This window comes from Actinoplanes missouriensis 431, from assembly GCF_000284295.1.
In the GTDB taxonomy this organism is placed as follows: Bacteria; Actinomycetota; Actinomycetes; order Mycobacteriales; family Micromonosporaceae; genus Actinoplanes; species Actinoplanes missouriensis.
Genome location: NC_017093.1, coordinates 5,254,032 through 5,277,281, shown reverse-complemented (window position 1 = coordinate 5,277,281; position 23,250 = coordinate 5,254,032). Strand labels below are relative to the sequence as shown.

The 23,250-nt window shown below is 70.7% G+C and carries 17 protein-coding genes; 14 read left to right on the top strand and 3 right to left on the bottom strand.

The genetic code is table 11. The features are described from left to right. Nucleotide 1: 1 nt before the first annotated feature. The 5 genes from AMIS_RS24485 (at nt 2) to AMIS_RS24470 (ending at nt 4,105) form a co-directional block, all read left to right on the top strand. Entirely contained in the window at nt 2-658 is a 657-nt protein-coding gene (locus tag AMIS_RS24485; RefSeq protein WP_041830035.1) for a response regulator, read from the top strand. Nucleotides 659-802: 144 nt separating this feature from the next. Continuing rightward, on the top strand, nt 803-1,132 hold the full coding sequence (locus tag AMIS_RS41860; RefSeq protein WP_197537970.1) for a hypothetical protein: 330 nt from the start codon (nt 803-805) through the stop codon (nt 1,130-1,132). Continuing rightward, a complete protein-coding gene (locus tag AMIS_RS24480; protein ID WP_014445088.1) occupies nt 1,108-2,079 on the top strand; it encodes a trypsin-like serine peptidase in 972 nt (323 codons plus the stop codon). Before AMIS_RS41860 ends, AMIS_RS24480 begins: the two co-directional genes overlap by 25 nt. 45 nt (nt 2,080-2,124) lie before the next feature. After that, nucleotides 2,125-3,693, top strand: a complete 1,569-nt coding sequence (locus AMIS_RS24475; RefSeq protein ID WP_014445087.1) for a S8 family serine peptidase — start codon at nt 2,125-2,127, stop codon at nt 3,691-3,693. Nucleotides 3,694-3,808: 115 nt separating this feature from the next. Next, complete coding sequence (locus tag AMIS_RS24470; RefSeq protein WP_014445086.1) at nt 3,809-4,105, top strand: hypothetical protein; 297 nt, start codon at nt 3,809-3,811, stop codon at nt 4,103-4,105. A gap of 7 nt (nt 4,106-4,112) precedes the next feature. On the opposite strand, the gene AMIS_RS24465 is transcribed toward AMIS_RS24470, so the two are convergent. Continuing rightward, complete coding sequence (locus AMIS_RS24465) at nt 4,113-4,958, bottom strand: helix-turn-helix domain-containing protein (protein WP_014445085.1); 846 nt, start codon at nt 4,956-4,958, stop codon at nt 4,113-4,115. A gap of 104 nt (nt 4,959-5,062) precedes the next feature. Here AMIS_RS24465 and AMIS_RS24460 point away from each other — a divergent pair, with 104 nt between their 5' ends. Continuing rightward, entirely contained in the window at nt 5,063-5,767 is a 705-nt protein-coding gene (locus AMIS_RS24460) for an SDR family NAD(P)-dependent oxidoreductase (RefSeq protein WP_014445084.1), read from the top strand. A gap of 206 nt (nt 5,768-5,973) precedes the next feature. Next, a complete protein-coding gene (locus AMIS_RS24455; RefSeq protein WP_014445083.1) occupies nt 5,974-7,218 on the top strand; it encodes a L,D-transpeptidase in 1,245 nt (414 codons plus the stop codon). Between the two features lie 62 nt (nt 7,219-7,280). Here the strand turns inward: AMIS_RS24455 and AMIS_RS24450 are convergent, their stop codons facing one another. Further along, a complete protein-coding gene (locus AMIS_RS24450; protein ID WP_014445082.1) occupies nt 7,281-7,736 on the bottom strand; it encodes a GNAT family N-acetyltransferase in 456 nt (151 codons plus the stop codon). Between the two features lie 3 nt (nt 7,737-7,739). Continuing rightward, on the bottom strand, nt 7,740-9,248 hold the full coding sequence (locus tag AMIS_RS24445; RefSeq protein WP_014445081.1) for a condensation domain-containing protein: 1,509 nt from the start codon (nt 9,246-9,248) through the stop codon (nt 7,740-7,742). Between the two features lie 479 nt (nt 9,249-9,727). Here AMIS_RS24445 and sbnA point away from each other — a divergent pair, with 479 nt between their 5' ends. From sbnA to AMIS_RS24410, 7 genes are read left to right on the top strand one after another with little or no spacing between them, the layout of a single operon-like run. Continuing rightward, nucleotides 9,728-10,705, top strand: coding sequence for a 2,3-diaminopropionate biosynthesis protein SbnA (gene sbnA / locus AMIS_RS24440; RefSeq protein ID WP_014445080.1), 978 nt, complete (start codon nt 9,728-9,730; stop codon nt 10,703-10,705). Nucleotides 10,706-10,723: 18 nt separating this feature from the next. Continuing rightward, nucleotides 10,724-11,758 (top strand): 2,3-diaminopropionate biosynthesis protein SbnB, encoded by a 1,035-nt coding sequence (gene sbnB, locus AMIS_RS24435; RefSeq protein WP_014445079.1) that lies wholly within the window; start codon nt 10,724-10,726, stop codon nt 11,756-11,758. Nucleotides 11,759-11,763: 5 nt separating this feature from the next. Continuing rightward, a complete protein-coding gene (locus tag AMIS_RS24430) occupies nt 11,764-11,967 on the top strand; it encodes an MbtH family protein (protein WP_014445078.1) in 204 nt (67 codons plus the stop codon). Continuing rightward, the gene (locus AMIS_RS24425) at nt 11,964-13,853 is read left to right on the top strand and encodes a hypothetical protein (protein ID WP_014445077.1); all 1,890 of its coding nucleotides are present in this window, start codon (nt 11,964-11,966) and stop codon (nt 13,851-13,853) included. The genes AMIS_RS24430 and AMIS_RS24425 overlap by 4 nt, the downstream gene beginning before the upstream one ends. A gap of 4 nt (nt 13,854-13,857) precedes the next feature. Continuing rightward, the gene (locus AMIS_RS24420; protein WP_041830033.1) at nt 13,858-16,218 is read left to right on the top strand and encodes a M20/M25/M40 family metallo-hydrolase; all 2,361 of its coding nucleotides are present in this window, start codon (nt 13,858-13,860) and stop codon (nt 16,216-16,218) included. Between the two features lie 8 nt (nt 16,219-16,226). Continuing rightward, nucleotides 16,227-18,023, top strand: a complete 1,797-nt coding sequence (locus AMIS_RS24415) for an ABC transporter ATP-binding protein/permease (RefSeq protein ID WP_197537969.1) — start codon at nt 16,227-16,229, stop codon at nt 18,021-18,023. Between the two features lie 16 nt (nt 18,024-18,039). Then, nucleotides 18,040-23,250: a non-ribosomal peptide synthetase gene (locus AMIS_RS24410; protein ID WP_014445074.1), complete on the top strand. Its 5,211-nt coding sequence runs from the start codon at nt 18,040-18,042 to the stop codon at nt 23,248-23,250.

Sequence of the window (23,250 nt, the reverse complement as noted above, 5' to 3'; positions counted from 1 at the left end):
GGTGGAACCGCATCGGTACGAGGTGCTCGTTGTCGACGACCATCCGGTCTTCCGTCGAGGGCTGACCACGCTGCTCAGCTACACCGACTGGGTCAGCGCGGTGCACGAGGCGACCACCGGCGCCGAGGCGCTGCAGGCCGTCACCGGCACCGCCGTCGACGTGGTCGCCCTCGATCTGCGCCTGCCGGACATCGGCGGGCTGGAGGTCGCCCGGCAGATGCTGCGGATCCGTCCGGAGGTGCGCATCGTCGTGCTCACCATGGCCGACGACGACGAGACGGTACGGGGTGCGCTGCGCAGCGGCGTGCACGGCTACCTCCTCAAGGAGCAGGACCCGGACCAGGTGCTCGCCGCGCTCCGGTCGGCGGCGGCCGGCGGGTTCACGCTCGGCCCGCGGATCGGTGCGGCGGTGCTGCACGGGATCGACTCGCCGGCCCGGACACTGCCGCCGCCGCTGGACACCTTGACGCCGCGGGAGCTGGAACTGATGGCGCACCTCGCGGCCGGTCACGACAACGCGTACATCGCCCGGCGGCTCGGCATCGCCGACAAGACCGTGCGCAACCAGATGAGCGACCTCTTCCTCAAGATCGGCGTGCCCGATCGGGTACGGGCGGCGCTGCTCGCCCGGGAGGCGGGCATCCCACCCGCCTCCTGATAGGACGAAAGACGGGCCGAGAGACGGGCCGAGAGACGGGCCGAGAGACGGGCCGAGCGACGGGACACGGAGTCCGGATCTGCCCGCCCGCCCGGGATCCTCGCCACTGATCAGCGGGACTCCCGCTCACCGACAGTCAGTGGCATGAGTTGCCACACGATCCTCGAGACGGCCCGGTGCGAGGCGCTCTTCGCCAGCAGCCTGCCCACCGGCTCCCACCCCGACCGCACCACCGTGACCAGGGCCATCAGCGATGCGGTGCGCCGGCACGGCGGCACTCGCGGATGCGCCGGCGCGATGGCCGGCGCCTACGGCGAGAACCAGGAGAGCGCCGCGCTGCGCATGCGCTGGGCACGCGGCGTGATCCGTGAGGTCTGTCCGACCTGGCCGCGAATACCGCCCGAAGCACCGGTATCGGCCGCCACCACCACTACACCGGGAGGTTCCCCATGCGTCACCTCGTCTCTTCCCTGATCGCCGCCGGCCTGACCCTCGGCCTGGCCGCGACCGGCACCCCGCCCGCCGGGGCGGAGCCACCGCCGTCCGGGAGCGTCGGCACCGTCGCCGTGACCAGCTCGGGGCGGGCGGTCCGAAACGCCTCCGACGTCTCCGCGGTGACCGCGTTCTGGACGCCGGAACGGATGGCCTCGGCCGTCAGTCTGGATCTCCACCGGGACCGCGATCCCGGCCGGAAACGCCGCGCGAAACCCACCGGCACGAGGGGCAGCGTGGCGCCGGCCGCGCCCCGTAACCGCAACCGGGTGGTCGATCAGGCGGCGGCGGTCGGCAAGGTCTACATGACCACGCCGGCCGGCCCGCGGGTGTGCTCGGCCAGCGCCCTCAACAGCGCCTCGAAGCGCCTGATCATCACCGCCGGTCACTGCCTGCACGGCGGCGCGGGTGGCCGCTGGTACGCCGACATCATGTTCGTGCCGGCCCTGCGGCACGGCGTCGAGCCGTACGGGCGGTTCGTCGCATCGTATTTGACCGCGAACGCCGCGTGGATCGCGGACGGCAACCCGGACGAGGACATGGCGATCGCCGTGATGCACAACGGCGGCGTCTACGGCGCCAAGGTCGTCGACACGGTCGGCGGCATGGGTCTGCAGTGGAACTGGGGCTACGCCGTCGACGTCACGATCCTGGGCTACCCGGCTGACGGATACCCCGGCGACGTCCAGTACTCCTGCCAGAGCCGCACCTGGCACGCCGGTGGCCGGCAGGTCCGCGCCTGGTGCGCGATGACCGGCGGATCGAGCGGCGGTCCCTGGCTGCGGGACTACAACGGCGGCACCGGCCTGGGTTACGTCAACAGCGTCGTCAGCCACCGGGACGGCGACGCCCGCCAGATGGACGGGCCGTACTTCGACAACGACATCGAGAACCTCTTCACCTACGCCGAACGGCTGTCGCCCGCGTGAGCGCCGGCGTCCTGACGACGACATCACCACCGAGGGGAGTGGACAATGCGCGCACTGACATATGGCGGTAAGCACGGAGACACGTACCATCTTGATCTTGATCTTGATCTGATGGTGGTCCGGACGCGCAGCCGCCGGCCGATCATGGTGGACGGCTGGGACCCGATCCTGTCGTTCCCGGAGGCCGGCGTCACGGTGTACCGGACGCGGGAACCGGGCACGACGGCGGCCACCGAGGCGGCCACCCGGATCACGGCGAGCCTGCGGACCGCGCCGGACGTCCGGTTCGCCGGCCGGGTCCTCGTCGACGGCCGCTCCGGCGAGCCGGTGCTCTACACCGAGAACCTGTTCGTGAAGTTCGAGGACCGGATCCCGGCCGCTGACTGCCGCAGGCTCCTCGACGAGGCGGGTCTGAGGATCAAGAGCCTGCCGGGGTACGCCCGGAACGCCTACTTCGTGGCGGCGCCGGAGGGAACCGGGCAGGCGGTCTTCGGGCTCGCCCGGGACCTGCTCGACCGGCCGGAGGTCCAGTTCGCCCATCCCGAGGTCGTCCGTGAGCTCGGCCGGCGGGCGATCGCGCCGGAGCAATGGCATCTGGCCGCCACGATCATCGACGGGCGGCCGGTCGACGCCTCGGCGAACGTCGCCGCCGCCCACGCCACGAGCCGAGGCCGGAACGTGACGATCGCGGTCATCGACACCGGCATCGACATCGACCACGAGGAGTTCATGTCACCCGGCAAGGTGGTGGCGCCCCGCGACCTCACCGGCGGCGACGCCGATCCGCGGCCCGCGGCCGGGGAGGACCACGGCACCGCCTGCGCCGGCGTGGCCTGCGCCGACGGTGCCGCGGGCGCCAGCGGGGTGGCGCCCGAGGCTCGCCTGATGCCGATCCGGATGATCTCCCAGCTCGGCTCGCAGCAGGAGGCCGACGCCTTCTACTGGGCGGCCAGGCACGGCGCCGACGTGATCTCGTGCAGCTGGGGACCGGCGGACGGCGCCTGGTGGGATCCGGACGATCCGCGGCACGCCGTGGCCGTGCCGCTGCCGGACAGCACCCGGCTGGCCATCGACTACGCGGTGACCCACGGCCGGGGCGGCAAGGGCTGCCTGGTCTTCTTCGCGGCCGGCAACGGCAACGAGAGCGTGGACCTCGACGGGTACGCGAGCCATCCGGCGGTCCTCGCGGTGGCGGCGTGCAACGACCGGAGTCGCCGCAGCGTCTACAGCGACATGGGTGACGCGATCTTCTGCGCGTTCCCGAGCAGCGACATGGCGTTCGCCGCGGAGGGCCGGCCGGAACCGCTGACGCCCGGTATCTGGACCACCGACGTCAGCGGCCCGGCCGGCTATCACATCGGTGAGTACACCGAGTCCTTCGGCGGGACGTCGAGCGCCTGCCCGGGCGCGGCCGGCGTGGCCGCGCTGGTCCTGGCCTGCCATCCCGGGTTGAGCCGGTCCGAGGCGACGACGGTGCTGCGCGACTCGTGCGACCGGATCGACCCGGAGGGCGGCGCCTACTCCGCGACCGGCCACAGCCCGTGGTACGGCTACGGACGGCTCAACGCCGGCACCGCCGTGCGGCTCGCCGGAGCGGCCTGTTCGGGTCGCTGAGCAGCAACGATGGGTGGCCTCCGCCGGGGGCCACTCATCCGCTGCGCATGATGCGGCTCGCCCGGTGATCGCCGCATGCTGCTGGCATCACCGACAGAGCCGGGACGGAGTGCCGATGGGTTGCCTGTTCGCCATCTTCGCGGGGGTCTTCCCCCGGTTCGCGCTGTTCATCATCTGGCTGGTCCGCCCGAAGTTCGTCGACGCCGCCTTCGACACGTGGATCTGGCCGCTGCTGGGGCTGATCTTCTTCCCGTTCGCGACGCTGCTCTACGTCATCTTCTACACGCCCGGTGTCGGGCTGGTCGGCTGGGAGTGGTTCTGGGTCGGTTTCGCCGCCCTGCTCGACCTGGCGCACTGGCTGAGCAGCTCCTACGCGGGCGCCCGCCGCCGTTCGGCGACCCGGGACCACTGACCGGCGCTCAGTGGTGGGCCAGGCTCTGGGTGCCGATCACGCTCAGCAACCGGAGCCGCTCCGCCGCGTCGCTGCCGCCCGCCGCCGAGTACGCGACGATCTTGACATCGCTGCCCGGGGCCATCAGCACGTCGCAGTCGACCACGAACGTGCCGGCCTCCGGGTGACGCACCGTCTTGCTGTTCGAGCCGTGGACGCCGACCGCCCCGCCGTCCCAGAGCCGGGTGAAGTCAGCGCTCGCGTCCCGTAGCCCGGTGACCAGGTCCCGCAGGCCGGTGTCGGACGGGTACCGGGCGATCGCGGCCCGCAGGTCGGTCACCAGCGACACCCGGAACGACGCGGTCTGCTCGGGCGTGCAGTGGATCCGGCTCGGCATGCCGGTGAACTCCCGCCAGGCCACGTTGCGCTCGTGCCCGCTCAGCGCGGAGAAGTCCCCGGTGAGGGCCGCGGCGAGCGGGTTCCACAGGATGATGTTCCACGCGGCGTCACAGACGGTCAGTGCGACGCCGTCGAGCTGGTCGATCAGGCGGCGGACGCCGGGCGGGATGTGCGCGGAGATCCGGCCCGGCCCGGGCGCGACCTGGCCGGCCAGCACGTACAGGTGCTCGCGCTCGGCCACGGTCAGCCGCAACGCCCGGGCCAGCGCCGACAGCACCTGCGCGGACGGGGACGTGGCCCGCCCCTGCTCCAGCCGCACGATGTAGTCCACCGACAGGCCGGCCAGCTGCGCCAGTTCCTCGCGCCGCAGCCCGGCCGCGCGGCGGACACCGCCGGCGGGGACACCTGCCGACTGCGGTGTCGTGCGGTCCCGCCAGCCACGCAGCGTCCTGCCCAGTTCCCGCGAGCCACTCATGCCGTCCAGTATCGCCGCGCCCGCCGCGGACAGCCTGGTACTGCCGGTCCACTGGCAGAGCCGGGCACTGTCTGCCGCCCGGCGCCGCGCGAAGGATGAGACGCATGACGATCACATTGATCACCGGAGCCAACAAGGGTCTCGGTTTCGAAGCCGCCCGCCGGCTCGTCGACGCCGGGCACACCGTCTATGCCGCGGCGCGCGACGCCGGGCGGGGCCGGGTCGCCGCCGAGAAGCTGGGCGCCCGGTTCGTCCAGCTCGACGTCACCGACGACGCCTCGGTCGCGGCCGCCGCCGACCTGGTCCGGGCGCAGAGCGGCCACCTCGACGTACTGATCAACAACGCCGGCATCGCGGGCGTCGGCAAGCTGGGGGAGCGGATCGGCGAGATCACCGGGGACGACCTGCAGAAGACCTTCCAGACCAACACCTTCGGCCCGGTACGGGTGACCAACGCCTTCCTCCCGCTGCTGCTCGCCGGCGATTCCCCGGTCATCGTCAACGTCAGCAGCGGTCTCGGATCGGTGGCCGTCTGCGCCGACCCCGAGCGGATCGAGTCCCGGGTGGTCACCCTCGACTACAACGCCTCGAAGGCCGCCCTGGTCATGGTGACCGCGCAGTACGCGAAGGCGTTCCCGGCGATCCGCGTCAACGTGGTCGACCCCGGTTACACCGCCACCGACCTGAACGGGCACTCCGGGCCGCAGACCAGCGAGGAGGGCGCCGAGATCCTGGTGCGGATGGCGACGATCGGCCCGGACGGCCCGACCGGCGGCTTCTTCGACCGGCACGGGACGGTCCCCTGGTAGCCGTACGCCCGGGCATCGTGGCAGGTGGGCCGCCGGTGAGCAGCAGCACAGCCGGCGGCCGGTCTACCGGAAAGGATCTAGATCTGTCAAGATGACCCTCCTCCATGGTTCTGATCGACGCGGCAGGCAACCTTTTCACCCCCGCCGGCCGTCTTCAGATGAGAGCCATGGATGGCGCCGGCCGGACCCCCTCGAATGTGAGAGCCATGATCAAGCGACGTAAGGTCATCATCGGCACGATGGGCGCGGCGGCAGCCGCCGCTGCCGCCGGGTGCTCCTCGCGCGGCAGCACGGCGGGCGCCGGCAGCACCACCTGGGTCGAGCCGGTGGCGAACGTCGAGCAGCCCGCCGCGGCCACGGCCACGCCGGTCTCGGTGATCGTCACGCCGGAGACCGGCGCCACCGAGGTCTCCCCGCTGAAGCCGATCGTGGTCACGGTCCAGGACGGCACGCTGAAGTCGGTCAAGGTCACCGCCGCCAAGGCGAAGGTCGACGGCGAGATGCAGAGCGACGGCTCCTGGAAGTCGACGAGCGACCTGGCCTACGGCAAGAAGTACAAGGTGACCGCGGAGGCCGCCGACGGCCTGGGCGTGACCACCACCAAGGAGTTCACCTTCACCACGCTGAAGCCGGAGGCCGTCGCGAAGGTGACGTTCCAGGCCAACGCGATGGTCGCGCTCCAGGAGGGCAAGACCTACGGCGTCGGCCAGCCGGTGATCGTGGCGTTCAGCCGCGCGGTCAACAAAGCGGCGGCGGAGAAGGCCATCGAGATCACCACCTCGCCGTCGGTCGAGGGCAAGTTCTACTGGAAGGACGACCGGACCGTCCACTGGCGCCCGGCGAAATACTGGGCGGCCGGCACCCGGATCAAGGTCAGCGTCAACGCGTTCGGCCAGAAACTGGGCAAGAAGACGTACGGGTCGAAGAACGTCTCGACCTCGTTCAAGATCGGCCGAGAGTTGATCGCGATCAGCGACAACCGGACCCACATGACCAAGGTCTACATCGACGGCAAGCTGGTCCGCACGATGAAGAGCAGCCTCGGCAAGGGCGGCGGCACGACCGGCGCGAACGGCCAGAAGGTCAGCTACTGGACCGCCGGCGGCCCGCACGTCGTCCTCGGCAAGAAGCGCAAGCACACGATGAGCTCCGCCAGCTACGGCGTCACCGACAAGAACGACCCGAACTACTACGTGTCGGAGAACATCGAGTTCTGCACCCGGATCAGCTACTCCGGCGAGTACCTGCACGCCGCGCCCTGGAACGGCTCGCTGGGCCGGGCGAACCTGTCGCACGGCTGCATCAACCTCAGCACCGCCGACGCCAAGTGGGTCTACAACAACTTCATCCTCGGCGACATCGTCGACGTGAAGAACACCCCGCGCGAGCTGCCCATCTGGAACGGCCTCGGCGACTGGACGGTCTCCTTCGACAGGTACGGCCGGGACTAGGCGCGCCGCGCCGAGCAGCATCCGGCGCGGCGCGTGTCGTCAGCGGCGCACGTGGCCGTCCGTCACCGGAGCGTCCGGCGCAGCACCAGCTCACCCTCGTCGACCTCGCCGGTCTCGGTGAAGCCGGCGGCCCGGTAGAAGGCCAGTGCCTTCACGTTGTCCGGCTCGACGCTGAGCTGGACGGTGTCCACCCGCTGATGCTCGGCGATCCAGTCCAGGGCGGCGGCCAGCGCCCGGCGGCCGAGACCCCGCCCCTGGAACCGTTGATCGATCATGAAGCGGACGATGCTGTGCCCCCGCTCGGGGGCCTTCTCGTCGATCGGGTGGAACAGGACGAAGCCGACCGGGGTCCCGTCGAGGCAGACCAGCCGGGCCTCGCCGTCGGGCCACACATAGGCGCGGGCCAGGGAGTCGACGTTGGGCGCCACGAATCCGGCCTGCTCGGGATGGACCTCGAGGCTGACGCAGGCGTCGTAGTTGTCCGGCGTCACCGATTCCAGTGTGAGGACGTCACCCATGGGTCATGCCTGCTTCCAGGAGGGACGGGCCCGCACCGGCTCGTGCACCGGGGCGGGCTCGATGAGCGGGAGCCCTCCGGACCGCAGCCGCCCGGCCAGGTCCCGCACGGTGGTCCCGGGGGCGGTGGTGAGGGTGTCGAGGACGTGCGCCAGCCAGGTGACGACCACCCGGGCGTCGTCGGTGGTGAGGGCGACGGGATCGAACTCGGCCACCACGTCGATGCCCTCCGGGTCGTAACGCAGCGACAGCGCGAGGTCGGCTCGCACACCCTGGGGGATGATGTCGGCCCGGTTCAGTTCGAGGGCGCCGGCGGTGACCGGTTCGTTGCCGCAGTGGTAGGCGAACGTGAAGCGGGGCAGGGCGGCGGCCGGCTTCGCCGGTTCACCGAGCAGACGGGCGACGACTTCGGCGTACGGGATGTCCTGCTCCTCATAGGCGGCGACGGACTCCTCGCGTACCCCTTCGAGCACGTCGTCCAGGGTGGCGCCGGGGTGGGCGCGGACCCGGACCAGGATCGGGTTGGCCAGGCAGCCGATCAGCCGCTCCACCTGGACGCCGGGCCGGTTGGGCGCCGGCACGCCGAGGACTGTCTCGTCCCGGCCCTCGTGCACGGCCAATGTCGTACCCACCCCCGCGGCGATGATCATGAACGGGGTGAGCCGCCGGTCCTCGGCCAGCTCGTGGATCCGCTGCACCAGCGGGACCGGCAGCCGCCAGTAGAGGCGGCGGCTCTGCCCGGACTCGTCCGGGTCGCGCAGGACGGTGGACAGGTCGAGGTCGTGCAGGCGATCCCGCCACCGGTCCAGCCCTTCGGCGAGCCGGCCGGCGGCCAGGGCCGCGTTCTGCTCACGGGCGTACGGCGGGAACTGCGGCACCGGCTCCAGGGGCGCCCCCAGATAGGCCGCGATCCACTCCTCGAAGATCAGCTCGGTCGACTCGTAGTCGGTGGCGATGTGGTGGACCGCCAGAGCGAGCAGGTGCTCGCCGGAGCCGAGCCGGATCAGGCGTGCCCGTCCCGGCGGGGCGCTGGTGAGATCGATCGGGGTGTCGACGGTCTCCAGCGCCGACTCGAGGGCCGCGGCGCCGTCGCTCGCGGTGAGGTCGACGACCTCGAAGGGGAAGGATCGCGCCGGGTGCAGCACGGCCAGCAGGCGCTCGCCGTCATGGCGGTAACCGGTCCGCAGAACCGTGTGCCGGTCCAGCACCTGCCGCAATGCCGACTCCAGTGCCGCCGGGTCGAGGTCGCCGCGGATCAGCCCGACGAGCGGCCAATGCCAGGCGCCCGAGCCGGGTGCGGCTGACCAGCGCTGCCACAGCTCCCGCTGCCGGTGGGTCAGGTCGGCCGGCGACTCGCCCGGGACCTCGCCGGCCGGACCGCCGCCGCCCGGACCGCCGCCGGCCGGACCGCCGTCGCCCGCGAGGCCGGTTCGTGTCCGCCGGCCGAGAGCGGCCGCGAGCAATGCCCGCTTGTGTGCCGGCAGCCGGGCCAGGCGCTCTTCGAGTTCTCCCATGAAAATGTCGCCCTTCCGCCTGTCGAACGAGGCCGCGCACGGATCCGCGTGACTGTCGGACAGCCGATCACCGACAGGTGCTGACCTCGGTGATCGGCGTCAGAAACGGCCACGCCCACACGAGCCTACACACATTGATCAAGGTTGCCGTCGCCCATCGCAACACGCTTATCTGAGAGAAAGCTGAGGGCATCGACGATGCTGGACACCGATCACGGAAGCCTCTACTGTGTCCGGAGGGTGGGACCCAGGAAGGGGATCGACCCGCAACGGTGCGTCACTTTTGACGGGTAACGATCGGGGAGCCGAGCTTGAAACAGCGTTTCCATCCGCTGAGGAAACGGATTCGGCGATCGTCTTGATTAGTTGGAAATGACCGTCATATAGTCGGCCCGCACGTTCCGAGCATGCTCGTCCGGCTTTTCCGGCATCCACACGGGGGATTCCGCTTGCCTGGGTTATTACGTCGCTTGTCCATAATGCAGTCCTGGTTCGCGGCCACTCCGGTGGTCAGGCTGGACGACGACGCGGTCGATCTCTTCGCCAAACTGGAATTCAGCAATCCGAACGGAAGCGCCAAGGACCGTTCGGCGTACTGGATCCTGAAGCGGGGCATCGAGCGCGGTGAGATCACCGAGGACACCACCGTCGTGGAGTCCTCCTCCGGCAACTTCGCCTTGTCCATGGCTTCCTTCTGCCGGGCGCTCGGCCTTTCCTTCATCCCGGTCATCGACCCGAACTGCAACCCGGCGACCGAGGGCTCCCTGCGCGCACTGTGCGACCACGTCGAGAAGGTGACGGTTCCGGACGAGGCCGGCGGCTATCTGCGAACCCGCCTGGATCGTGTGGCGCAGCTCCGTGACCAGCTGAAAAACGCCTTCTGGCCGGATCAGTACGGTAGCGCCGACGCGGCCGAGGCGCACTACGCCCTGACCGGCGGCGAGGTGCTCCGCGAGTTCGACGAGCTGGACTACCTGTTCGTCGGGGTGGGCACCGGCGGCACCATCTCCGGGTTGTCGCGCCGCCTCAAGCAGCGCTTCCCCGAGGTGACGGTGGTCGCGGTCGACGCGGTGGGGTCCGCCATCTTCGGCCAGGAGCCGGCCGTGCGGCGCATCCCCGGAATCGGGTCGAGCATCGTTCCGGGATTGCTGAAAAGCGCGCTGATAGACGACGTGCAGTTCGTCTCGGAGCTGGACACGGTGGCCGGTTGCCGGCAACTCATGCGGCGCAGCGGACTCTATGCCGGTGGCTCCACCGGAAGTGTCTACGCGGCGATTCAGCGCTACTTCGGCGCACGTTCGGAGAGTGGCGGCAGGAAGCGATCGGTGCTGTTCCTCTGCGCTGACCGGGGAACCGCCTACGCCGAAACCGTCTACAACGACGCGTGGGTCTCAAAATTCCTCGGCGATCCCGATCCGGATCCGTTTCGGCCGATTCCCCTGTCTCCGGTTCATTGATGATGTGAAAGGTCCCCGATGGCCGATCTGCAAACCGATTTCACGATGCCTTCACTGAGGGTCCTCACCGGAGCGGACGTGCTCGGTCAGATACGCGGAAATCGCGCCTCGTGCGTGGACGCCGTGCGTAACGGATATCTGACGCACGCGGCGGGGGAGGCCACGAATCCGCACAGCGCCTTTCTTCGTTTCCCGCACAAGCCGAACAGCCGGATCATCTCGCTTCCCGCCTATCTGGGCGGAGAATTCGAGGTGGCCGGCATCAAATGGATCGCGAGTTTCCCGGACAACCCCGGTGACCGGGGCATTCCGCGGGCTTCGGCGGTGCTGCTGCTGAACAGCACCGAGACCGGCTACCCGTTCGCGTGCATGGAGGCGTCGATCATCTCCGCCACCCGCACCGCGGCGTCGGCGGTCCTCGGCGCGGAGAACCTCGTCGGGGGGAAGTCGGCGCACCGCGTCGGCATCGTCGGGACCGGTCTGATCGCCCGGCACGTCACCACGTTCCTGGCCGAGACGGACTGGCGGATCGGCGGCTTCCGGCTGTTCGACCTGGATCAATCGCACGCGGCGGAGTTCGGCCGCCGGCTCACCGGCGACGGCGCCACCGACGTGGTGGTCGTCGACGAGGTGGGGGACGCCTTCCGGGAGTGCGACCTGGTCATCCTCACCACGGTCGCCGGGGAACCGCACATCCACGACCCCGGCCTGCTGTCACACGCCCCGGTCGTCCTGCACCTGTCCCTGCGCGACCTCGCCCCGGAGATGATCCTGGCCGCGCAGAACTTCACCGACGACGTGGACCACGCGGTACGGGAGCGAACCTCGCTGCACCTGACCGAGCAGCTGACCGGTGACCGGGCGTTCATCACCGGGACCATCGCTGACCTGCTGACCGGGTCGGTCAAACGGGACCCGGACCGGGCCGCGATCTTCTCTCCGTTCGGCTTGGGCGTCCTCGACCTGGCCGTCGGCAAGTGGGTGTACGACAGGGCGTCGGCCGGCGACAGCGGCGACGACGTCACGGACTTCTTCGGCGAAGCGGTGAGGTGACGAGAATGAGCGACGACAACCGGTATCGAGTGGTGTCCAACCACGAGGATCAGCACTCTCTCTGGTTCGTGGACCGGGAGCTGCCGGCCGGCTGGGCCGACACCGGGTTCACCGGGTCGAAGGACGCCTGCCTGGCACACATCGCCGAGGTGTGGACCGACCTGACGCCCCGATCCGTCCGGGACCACAGCGAAGCGGCTCCGGTGTGAAGACCGTCACCACCGTCGAACTGTCCGTCTTCGAGCGGATCACCCCGCTGGTCTCCGGCTATCTGGAGGCCTACGCCTCCACCGATCCCGTGGTCTCCCGCGAGTACCGGTTCGACAAGTACACGACGAGCATCAAGACCCCGTACGAGCAGATCGCCCGGGACCTGGTCGCCAAGGACTCGGACGTCTTCGCCTTCTCCGCCTACGTCTGGAACATGGGCCTGGTCGAACCGCTGGCCAAGCTGATCCGCGCGGAGAAGCCGGCCGCCGACGTCATCCTCGGGGGCCCGCAGGTGATGCACCACGGCCTGCGATACCTCGACCCCCACGACGAGAAGACGTCGATCTGCAACGGCGAGGGTGAGGTCACCTTCACCGAGTACCTGCGGGCGCTCACCGAGCCGTCACGCGACCTGAGCGCGGTGGCGGGCCTGAGTTACTACCGCGACGGCGAACTGGTGAACACCGGGGACCGGGCGCGGATCAAGGACCTCGACACGATCCCGTCCCCGTTCCTGTCCGGGTTGATCGCCCCGGAGTACAGCATCAGCATCATCGAGACGAACCGCGGATGCCCGTACCACTGCGGTTTCTGCTTCTGGGGCGCGGCGACCAACGACCGGGTGTACCGCTTCGACGAGGAGCGGGTCCGCGACGAGCTGACCTGGATGTCGAACAACGGCACCCTGTTCCTCTACATCGCCGACGCCAACTGGGGCATGCTGGCCCGCGACGTCGAGTTCTCCGAGCACATCGCCCGGCTGGCCCGGGAGACCCGGCTGCCGAACGTCGTCTACTTCTCGTCGGCGAAGAACAAGCCGCACGCCGTCACCAAGATCACCGGAATCTTCCAGGAGGCCGGGCTGGTCACGTCGCAGCCGGTGTCGATGCAGACCCTGGAAGCCGACAGCCTGAAGATCATCCGGCGGGACAACATCAAACTGGACGCCTTCGGCGCGGTCCAGGACGACCTGCGCGACCGTGGCCTGAGCTCCTTCATCGAGCTGATCTGGCCGCTGCCGGGCGAGACCCTGGACACTTTCCGCCGGGGTATCGGCTCACTGTGCGAGCGGGACGCGCACACCATCATCTCGTACTCGCACCTGCTGCTGAACAACACACCGATCTACCACAACCGGGAGAAGCTCGGCCTGGTCACCCGCCCCGCCGGTGGCGGCGTCGCGGAGGCGCAGATCGTCATCGCCACCGAGCAGGTGAGCACCGACGAGTTCGCCGAGGGCATGCGGTACTTCTACGCCGTCCACGCGGTGCACAACACCCGCAGCCTGCGTACGACGAGCAAACACCTGGTGGGCAAGGGCATCGTCACCTACCCGGAACTGTTCTCCGCGTTCGTCGACTACTGGCGGACGCTGCCCGCCGACGACCCGATCGTCGACTACGTGGAACGGTCGATCCGGGACGCCCTCTACTACGACGTCGGCAACTACGGCCTCTTCATCCACACCGTGCTGCACCAGCATCGGGCCCTGTTCACCCGCCACCTGTACGAGTTCGCCTCATCGCAGCCGTGGTGGTCCGACGCCACCGCCCGTGGCCTGTTCGAGATCGACCTGATCAACCGGCCGTACGTGTACAGCAGCACCCCGCTGGAACAGTTCGACCACCCCTTCGAGACGCTCACCGTCACCTCCCAGCGCGGCCGTGCCTACCAGGTGGAACTGGCGGCGTCATGGCACGAGGCGCTGGCCACCGGGGTCCGTCTCGACCCGGCCCCGCCGGTGGGCGAGTCGTTCACCGTCGACCACAAGCGGTTGCAGTACCCGTTCATGGCCGGGCAGAGCCTGGACCACAACGGCAACTACTGCCACGGCATGATCGAGAAGATCGAGAACATCGTGCCGTTCTGGCGAACGGCCCGATAGCGCGGTGACCGAACCGATGATCGCCACCGACGGCGAACCGTCCACCCGGGCCGCCGTCGCGGCCGGACCGCCTCCGCGGGCACACCGGTTCGTCGGCCCGGTCACCGCCGGCCTGCTGGTCCTGCTCGGCGTGCTGTCCTATCTGGCGTTCGCCCCTCCCTCGGCGCGTGACGCCGGCGCGCCGCGGGAGGAGTTCTCCGCCGCCCGGGCGCTGGTCCATCTGCGTGAGATCGCCCAGCGCCCGCACGCCACCGGGTCCGCCGACAACGCGCGTGTCCGGGAGTATCTGGTCGCCACCGCCCGGGAGCTGGGCGCGCGGGTCCGTGTCGAGTCCGCGCCGGTCGTACGCCCGGACTGGGGCAACCCGTTCCCCGCGGCGACCGTGCACAACGTCGTCGCCGAAATCCCCGGCACCGGCCCGGGCACCAGCGGCGGCAAGGCGGTCCTGCTGGTGGCGCACTACGACTCGGTGCCGACCGGCCCGGGCGCCGCGGACAACGGCGCCGCGGTCGCGGCGATGCTCGAGACGATGCGGGCGTTGAGCGCGGGCGGCGGCGTACCCAATGACGTCGTCTTCCTCTTCACCGACGGTGAGGAGATCGGCGCGCTCGGCGCGCAGAGCTTCGTGAACCGGAACGATCTCGGCGAGTACGGCGTGGTCCTCAACTGGGAGGCGCGGGGCAGCCACGGCCCGGTGATGATGTTCGAGACCAGTGCCGGGAACGCCGCGCTGATCGACGCTTTCGCCGCAACCGGCAGCCGTCCCGTGGCCAACTCGATGGCCTACGAGGTCTACAAGCGTATGCCGAACGGCACCGACTTCACCGTCTTCCGGGATGCCGGGGCGACCGGCCTGAACGCGGCGTTCCTGGAGGGCTTCCACGAGTACCACTCGGTCCGGGACTCGGTCGACAGCCTGAGCCGTGACAGCGTGCAGCACCACGGCGAGACCATGCTCGGGATGGTCCGGGCCCTCGGCGTGACCGACCTGCGGTCCCTGGCCTCGGCGGACGCCGTCTACTTCGACCTGTTCGCGCGGGCGCTGGTGCACTACCCGGCGGGCTGGGCGCTGCCGCTGGCGCTGCTCACCCTGCTCGGGCTGGCCGCGCTGATCGCCGTGGGCGCCCACCGGTCGCGGCTGCGGTACACCCGGCTGCTCGCGGTGGCCGGAACCGGGCTGGCCGTGGTGGTCGTCTCCGCGGCGCTGGTTCTGGGCCTCTGGCTCGCGGTGGTCACGATCCGCCCCGGCCTGGCCGCGCTGCCGCTGTCCGAGCCGTACGACCGTGGGCTCTTCGGTTCCGGGTTCTGCCTGGTCGCCGCCGCGGTGCTGCTGGGTGCCGGCCGTCTGCTGCGGCGCCTGCGGCCCGCCGAGATCATCAGCGGCACGCTGGCCCTCGGCGGGGTGCTGCTGCTGATCGTGGTGCTGACCGTGCCGGGCGCCAGCTACCTGTTCCAGTGGCCGCTGCTGGCCGGGCTCCCCGCGCTGTGGATGGCCGTCCGCCGGGACGTCTGGTGGCAGCCGGCTCTCTCAGCTCTGGCTCCGGCGGTCGCCGTGGTCCTGTTCGTGCCGCTGGTGGTGAGCCTGTTCACCGCCCTCGGCATACCGCTGGGCGCGGTGGCGGTGGCCGTCGCGGCACTCGCCGGTGTGCTGCTGCTGCCGCTGGTGAGGCGGCCCGGCCGGTCGGCCGTCACGGCCGCCGTCCTGGCGCTGGCACTCGTCGGCGCCGGTGTCGTCGCGTCGGGTTTCACCGCCGGGCAGCCCCGCCCGAACGCCCTGCTCTACGTGCAGGACCCGGCTTCGGGCGGCAGCCGCTGGTTCAGCCCGGGTCCCGGGCCCGACGAGTGGACCCGGCGCGTGCTCGGTGACGGGCCGTCCCGCGCCGACGGCGCGCTCTACTTTCCCGAGCAGGACGAGCAGGACGGCTGGGCGGCTCCCGCCCCCGACCTGAAACTGCCGGAGCCCGAGGTCCGGACCGTCGCCGACCGTACCGACGGTGACGTGCGCACCCTGACCTTCGGCGTCCGGTCGGTGCGCGACGCGTGGCGTCTGCAGGTCAGGCTGCCACGGGAGCCCGTCCGCGCGTGCACGGTCGCCGGGGTCCGGATGGACGCCGCCACCCTCGCCGAGGACATCGAGGACACCAGGGACATCGTCCTGCACTACACCGGCGCCGGCGGCGAGATCGAGATCAGCTGCGAGATCCGGGCCGGCACGCCGCTGCCCGTCGACGTCACCGATTTCAGCCCGGGCCTGCCCGGCGCGGCCGAGGCGCTGGTGGGGCCGCGCCCGGACACGACCGTCCCGATCGCCTTCGGGTTCGCCCCCGACGACGCGGCGGTCGTCCGCCGGATCACGACGCTCTGAGGACCATGATGAGCAACGACCAGACTTCAGCGATCGAGGTACGCGGCCTGACCCGCGTCTACCGCCCCGGCAGACGCGGGGAACCGGTGCGGGCCAACGACGACCTGACCTTCACCGTGACCCGTGGCGAGGTGTTCGGGCTGCTCGGCCCGAACGGCGCCGGCAAGACCACCCTGGTCTCCCAGTTGCTCGGCCTGGTCCGGCCCACCTCGGGCTCGATCCGGGTGGAGGGCGTCGACGTGGTCAGCGACCCGGAGGCGGTGAAGGCGATGACCGGCTTCCTGCCGCAGACGGGGCTGTCCATGCGCCTGGTCGAGGTCCGCCGGGCCCTGCACTACACCGGCCGGCTGCGCGGCCAGACCGAACCGGAGGCACGCCGCCAGACCGCCGAGCTGATCGAGGAACTCGGCCTCGGGCCGGTCGCCGACCGCTACGTCGACCAGCTCAGCGGCGGCATGACCCGGATGGTCAACTTCGGGATGGCGCTGATGGGCCGGACCAGGGTGCTCATCCTCGACGAGCCGACGAACGAGCTCGACCCCCGCAACCGGCGGCTGATCTGGGACATGGTCGGGCGGCGCAGCGCCTCCGACGGCACCACCGTCGTGCTCGTCACCCACAACGTGCTGGAAGCCGAACAGGCCGTGCACCGGGTCGGTGTGATGCGCGGCGGCCGGATCGTCGCGCTCGGCACCCCCGGGGAGCTCAAGGGCAGCCTGGCCGGCAAGGTCCGGATGGAGCTGCTGGTCAAGGACGGTGAGTCACTGCGGCAGGCGGAACTGGACCGGCTCGGCGACGTCGGTACCGTCACCAGCGGCGGCCGGCCCGGCTCGTACCTCGTGCACTCCGACCCGGAGTCGATGCCGGAGATGGTCAAGGCCGTCACCGGCGACCTCGGCATGACCCGGCTCGACGACTTCCGTCTCAGCCGGCCCACGCTGGAGGACGTCTACCTGAGCATGGACACGGGCGCCGGCGTGCCGGCGCCTCCGCCTCCGGCAGCGGTCCCGGAGGCGCCGCCGCCCGCCGCCCGGCCACGGCGCAGCGCCGGCGAGCGGGTCCGGCGGACCCTCGTCGACTTCAAGTACCTGTGGCTGGAACAGATGCTCGAGGTGCGTACCACCTGGACCTGGAGTCTGCTGTTCGGGCTGCTGATGCCGGTGGCGATGGTGTTCGGGCTGGCCCGCATCGGCAACGGCCTCGACGATCCGGCCAGTCTGCTCTACATCGTCAGCGGCGCGGCGGTCTTCTCCCTCGCCACCGAGGGCATCGCCACCCTGGCGCAGCGGATCGGGGTGATCAAGACCGACGGCATGATGGTCTATTACGCCTCACTGCCGATCGGCAAGGTCTCCTTCGTCGCCGCGCTCGTGCTGTCCCGTCTCTTACTCATCATGCCGGGCCTGGTGACGCCCATCATCGCCGCCGACCTGATGTACGACACGAACTACGTGATCTCACCGTGGCTGCTCGTCGTGCTGCCGCTGTCGTGTCTCGCCCTGTCCGCGATCGGCCTGGCGATCGGCACCCTGATCGCGAGCATGGACCTCATCGTCGTGGTCACCAACCTGCTGATCTTCGTCTTGCTGCTGGCCTCTCCGGTGCTGATCCCTCCGGAGTCGCTGCCGGCGCCGCTACGGGTCCTGGGTTACCTGCTGCCGCCGACCTATGCGGCGGACGCGCTGCGGCACACCCTCGACGGCACCCTGGGCGCCACTTTCGCGCTCGACCTCGCGGCCCTTGCCGCATTGACCGTGATCGGGCTGGCCGGAGCCACCCGCTGGATTCGCTGGCGACTTGCCTGAGCTAGGAGTTTGCGTCATGGAGCAGTCGGTTGTCCGGGCCTCGACATTCGTCGACGTCGTCGCCGCACGAGCAGAGTTCTCGGAGAAGGTCGCGTTCGAGTTCGCCGGCCCGAACGAGGCCGCACCGTCCCGCTTGAGCTTCGCCGAGCTGCACGACCGGGCCGCCTCGATCGCGGCGCTGCTGGCCGGGCGGGTGGCCCCCGGAGACCGGGTGCTGGTGCTGCTGCCGCCGGGACTGGACTATGTGGCGTCGTTCCTCGGCTGCCTCTACGCCGGAGTCATCGCCGTTCCGCTCTACCCGTCGAACGGCAAGATCTACTCGGCCCGGTCCCGGGCCGTGTTCGCCGACTCGGCGCCGGCTGCCGCCCTGGTGCCCGGCAGTGTGATCGACGGCGGGGACGAGGGCGCGGCGGGGATCGCCGGGCTGCCGCTCATCGCCGTCGACGGGGAGCTGCCCGCACCCGGCGAGTGGCGACGGCCCTCGATCGACGGCGACACCGTGGCGTTCCTGCAATACACCTCCGGCTCCACGGCGACGCCCCGCGGCGTCGTCGTCACCCACCGCAACCTGGTCGCCAACTCCCGGCAGATCCGCGACCACTTCGGCACCACACCCGACACCAGGGTGGTGAGCTGGCTTCCGCCGTACCACGACATGGGTTTGATCGGTGGGATTCTGCAACCGCTGTTCGCCGGAACGACGAGCACCCTCTTCTCACCGGTGTCGTTCATCGCGCAACCACTGCGCTGGCTGCGACTGATCTCCGAGACCGGCGCCCGGATCAGTGGTGGCCCCAACTTCGCCTACGACCTGTGCGTCGACCGGATCCCGGAGCAGCAGCTCGCGGGCCTGGACCTGTCGCGGTGGGAGGTCGCCTTCAACGGCGCCGAGCCGGTGCGGGCGCGCACGCTCGAACGGTTCGCCGACCGGATGGCTCCCTACGGGTTCCGCCGCGGCGCGTTCTTCCCCTGCTACGGACTCGCCGAGGCGACCCTGCTGGTCTCCGGTAGGAGCGTCGGCGACAGCCCGATCGCCGAGACCTTCGATCCCGGCTCCCTGGCGCCCGGCAGCGCGCCGGTCACGGCGGAGACCGGGCTGCCCGTGGTCGGCTGCGGCACCGTCGCCGGCGACCTGACCGTGACCGTCACCGACCCGGAGACCGGGGCCGCAGTCCCGCCGGCAACCGTCGGCGAGATCCGGGCGGCGGGTGACAACGTCGCGGCCGGTTACTGGGGCCAGGACTCCACGGCCACGTTCGGACAGGCGCCCGGCGATCCGCTGCGCACCGGTGACCTCGGTTTCCTCCGTGACGGGCAGCTGTTCGTCACCGGCCGGATCAAGGATCTGGTCGTGGTCCGCGGCCGCAACCACTACCCGCAGGACCTGGAACAGAGCGCCCTCGACGCGCATCCCTCCCTGCGGCGTGGTGCCGCCGCCTTCGCCGTGGACCGCGACGACCGGGAGGAGGTGTGCCTGGTCCTGGAGACCTCGATCGCCCACCGGCCGGACGAGATGGCCGAGGCCGCGGCCCGGGTACGGATGCGGCTCGCCACCGAGCACGGCGTCACCCCCGGCAGCCTCGTCTTCGTCCGGCCCGGCCAGATCCCCCGCACCACCAGCGGCAAGGTCCAGCGCGCCCAGGCCCGGGCCATGCTCGCCGACGGATCGATGATGGTGGCGTACCGCTGGGACGCCGGCCCGGCCGGCAACGGTCTCGCCCCGCTTCCCGAGCACCTGCGCTCGGAGATCACCCGGGAGACCCTGCTCGACCTGCTGCGCCAGCGCCTCGGTTCCGATGTCGACCCGGCCGCCCCGCTGGTGGCGCAGGGCCTGGACTCGCTGGCCGCCCTGGAACTGCGCGCCGCCGTCGAACGGGCCACCGGCCAGGAGCTCCCGCTCGCCGGGCTGCTCGCCGGCGCCACCGTCGACACCCTGCTCGACGACCTGACCGAGCACACCCGCGCCGCCGCGCCGCCCGTCACCGCGACCAGCTCGGGACGGCACCCGCTCGCCTACGGCCAGCAGGCCCTCTGGATCCTGGAGCAGCAGCACCCGGACAGCTCCGTGCAGCACATCTACGCCGCGCTCCGGTTCCGCCGGCCCGTCGACGTGGGAGCCCTGCACCGGACCTTCCAGACGCTCACCGACCGGCACCCGGCTCTGCGTACGTCCCTGCACTGGGCCGCCGACGGAGAGTCCTATCAGCAGGTCCACCGGCGGCAGGAGGTCGATTTCCTCGTCGAGGACGCGTCCGGCCTCGACGAGGGGGAGTTCGCCGCCCGCATCCGCCGCGAGATCCTGGGTGAGCGCCTCGACCTGGCGGCCGGGCGGCCGCTCCAGGTCACCCTGTTCCGCCGGCCCGCCGGTGACGTGCTGTCGATGGTGCTGCACCACGTCGCCGGTGACATGTGGTCGGTCGCCGTGCTCACCGACGAGCTCGGGCGGCTCTACACCCGCGAGACCGGCGGGAACGTCACCGTCGCACCGGCGCCGGTGGCGGACTTCGTGGAGTACGGGCGCCGGCAGCGGGCCCTGCTGGACTCGCCGCACGGGCAGCGCCTGTGGGAGTACTGGAAGAACGAGCTCGACGGCAGCGACACCGTTCTCGAACTGCCCGCCGACCGGCCCCGCCCGCCGGCCCTGACGTACCAGGGCGACACCGTCTCCCTCACCCTGGACAGCAACCTCACCGCGGCCCTGCGCACCCTCTCCGCCGGCCAGGGCACGACCCTGTTCGTCACGCTGATGGCGGTGTTCCAGACCTTGGTCCGCCGGTACACCCGGCAGGACGACTTCCTGATCGGGGTTCCCGCCTCGGGGCGCGGCGACGAGGACATGCACGGTGTCGTGGGCTACTTCGTCAATCCGGTCCTGATCCGCACCCGTGACGGAGCCGATCGCAGTTTCGCCGACCAGATCGCCGAGACCAGGCAGAAGGTGGCCGGCGCGATGCGGCACCAGGACATGCCGTTCCCCGTGCTCGTGGAACGGCTGGGTCTCGTCCGGGACGCCTCCCGGCCGCCCGGCTACCAGGTGATGTTCAGCTTCACCCGGTCGCACCTGCCGGACGGCAACGGCATCGCCGCCCTCAACCACGGGAAGGCCGGCGTCCCGGTCCGGATCGGCGGTCTCGAAGCCGAATCCCTCGACATGGTCCGCCGCACCGCCCAGGTCGACCTCACCATGGTGGTCAGCGAGGTCGGCGACCACCTCGAAGCCGGCATCAACTTCTCCACCGACATCTTCGACCGGGAGACCGTCGAACGGTTCGGCGCCGACTTCGCCGAACTGGCCCGGCGGCTGGAAGCCGACCCGCGTACCCCCATGAACCGGATCCCGTCGATCCGTGACGAGGAACTGCGGCAGATCGCCGCCTGGAACGACACCAGCACCCGCTATCCGCGGGAGAGCTCCGTCGTGGAGCTGTTCGCCGAGCAGGTGGCCGCCCGGCCCGGCGAGCCCGCCCTCACCTACGGCGCGCTCACCCGCACCTACCGGGAGCTCGACGCGATCTCCGGAGCGCTCGCGCACCGGCTGATCCGACTCGGGGTGCGCCCCGAGGACCGGGTCGGGCTCTACGTCGACCGGGATCCGGCGGTCGTCGTCGCCATGCTGGCCATCGCCAAGGCCGGCGCCGCCTACGTCCCGCTCGACCCGGCGCACCCGCCGCACCGCCTCCTGCAGATCCTCGACGAGTCCGCGCCGGTTCTGATCCTGGCCCCGGACGACAGGACCGCCGGCGCCGCGGCGTGGAACCCCGGCCTGCCCACCCTCGACCCGGCGGGCTTCCTCGACGTCCCCGCCGGCGACGCGCCCACGGTCACCGCCGGGCCGTCCGCCGAGAGCCTGCTCTACGTGATGTACACGTCCGGGTCGTCCGGCACCCCGAAGGGCATCTGCATCACCCACCGCAACGTCGTCCGGCTCGTCCGCGGCACCGGCTACTTCTCCCTCGCCCCCGGCGACCGGATGGCGCAGGTCTCCAACGCCGCGTTCGACGCCGCCACCCTCGAGATCTGGGGTGCCCTGCTCAACGGCGGCCACCTGATCGGCTTCGACAAACAGACCGTCCTGTCACCGCCCCGGCTCGCGACCGCCCTGCGCGACCACGACATCCACACCGTCGTGCTGGCCACCCCGCTGTTCGCGCAGCTCACCGGCTACGACCCGAAGACGTTCGCCGGCACCCGCCAGCTGCTCGTCGGCGGCGACTCGATGGACCCGAAACGAGCCCGGGAGGTGGCCGAGCTCGGTGGCCCGCTGCTCACCAACGGCTACGGGCCGACCGAGTCCACCACCTTCGCCACCACCCAGCCGCTTCCCGTCGTGGCCGACGACGTCTGGCGGCTCCCGATCGGCGGACCGATCGCCAACACCCGCGTGTACGTCCTGGACGAGCAGTGGAACCCGGTGCCGGTGGGCGTACCCGGCCAGTTGTTCATCGGCGGCGACGGGCTGGGCCGCGGTTACCTCGGCAGGCCGGCCCTGACCGCCGAGAAGTTCGTGCCCGACCCGTTCAGCGACATTCCCGGCAGCCGCATGTACGCCACCGGCGATCTGGCCCGCTGGCTGCCCGGCGGGGTGATCGACTTCCTCGGCCGGATCGATTTCCAGGTGAAGGTCCGCGGTTTCCGGATCGAGCTCGGTGACATCGACGCCGCACTGACCTCCCATCCGGGAGTCGGTGAGGCGGTCACCGTGGTCGACGAGTCCACAGGCGACAAGCGCCTCGCCGCCTTCTACTCCGGCACCGTGGAAACCGCCGAGCTGACCGCCCACCTCACCGAGCGGCTGCCCGAATACATGGTGCCCGGCATCCTCGTACGGCTGGACGAGCTGCCGAAGAACCCCAACCGCAAGATCGACCGGGCGGCGCTGCGGGTGCCGACCGGCGAGGGTGCCCCGGTCACCGGCGGGGACGGCGGATCAGACCTGGAAGGCGAGATCGTCGCGCTGCTCACCGAGGTGCTGGGCCGTGCCGACGTCGACCCCGACGACAACTTCTTCGAGATCGGCGGCCATTCGCTGCTGGCCATCCGGCTACTGGCCCAGATCAAACAGACCTACGGCGTCGATCTCGACCTGAGCGACCTGTTCACGGACCCGACCGCCCGGGCGGTGGCCGAGCAGATCGCCGAGCGCCGCGGGGCCGTCCCCGAACCCGCGGCGGCCACCGGACCGACCGCGGTGTCGCGCGACGCCTACGCCGCGAGGAGGCCACGATGA

Coding starts and splice junctions, on each gene's coding strand:
- AMIS_RS41860 (WP_197537970.1), top strand. CDS start 803: ATGAGTTGCCACACGATCCTCGAGACGGCCCGGTGCGAGGCGCTCTTC.
- AMIS_RS24480 (WP_014445088.1), top strand. CDS start 1,108: ATGCGTCACCTCGTCTCTTCCCTGATCGCCGCCGGCCTGACCCTCGGC.
- AMIS_RS24475 (WP_014445087.1), top strand. CDS start 2,125: ATGCGCGCACTGACATATGGCGGTAAGCACGGAGACACGTACCATCTT.
- AMIS_RS24470 (WP_014445086.1), top strand. CDS start 3,809: ATGGGTTGCCTGTTCGCCATCTTCGCGGGGGTCTTCCCCCGGTTCGCG.
- AMIS_RS24465 (WP_014445085.1), bottom strand. CDS start 4,958: ATGAGTGGCTCGCGGGAACTGGGCAGGACGCTGCGTGGCTGGCGGGAC.
- AMIS_RS24460 (WP_014445084.1), top strand. CDS start 5,063: ATGACGATCACATTGATCACCGGAGCCAACAAGGGTCTCGGTTTCGAA.
- AMIS_RS24455 (WP_014445083.1), top strand. CDS start 5,974: ATGATCAAGCGACGTAAGGTCATCATCGGCACGATGGGCGCGGCGGCA.
- AMIS_RS24450 (WP_014445082.1), bottom strand. CDS start 7,736: ATGGGTGACGTCCTCACACTGGAATCGGTGACGCCGGACAACTACGAC.
- AMIS_RS24445 (WP_014445081.1), bottom strand. CDS start 9,248: ATGGGAGAACTCGAAGAGCGCCTGGCCCGGCTGCCGGCACACAAGCGG.
- sbnA (WP_014445080.1), top strand. CDS start 9,728: ATGCAGTCCTGGTTCGCGGCCACTCCGGTGGTCAGGCTGGACGACGAC.
- sbnB (WP_014445079.1), top strand. CDS start 10,724: ATGGCCGATCTGCAAACCGATTTCACGATGCCTTCACTGAGGGTCCTC.
- AMIS_RS24430 (WP_014445078.1), top strand. CDS start 11,764: ATGAGCGACGACAACCGGTATCGAGTGGTGTCCAACCACGAGGATCAG.
- AMIS_RS24415 (WP_197537969.1), top strand. CDS start 16,227: ATGAGCAACGACCAGACTTCAGCGATCGAGGTACGCGGCCTGACCCGC.
- AMIS_RS24410 (WP_014445074.1), top strand. CDS start 18,040: ATGGAGCAGTCGGTTGTCCGGGCCTCGACATTCGTCGACGTCGTCGCC.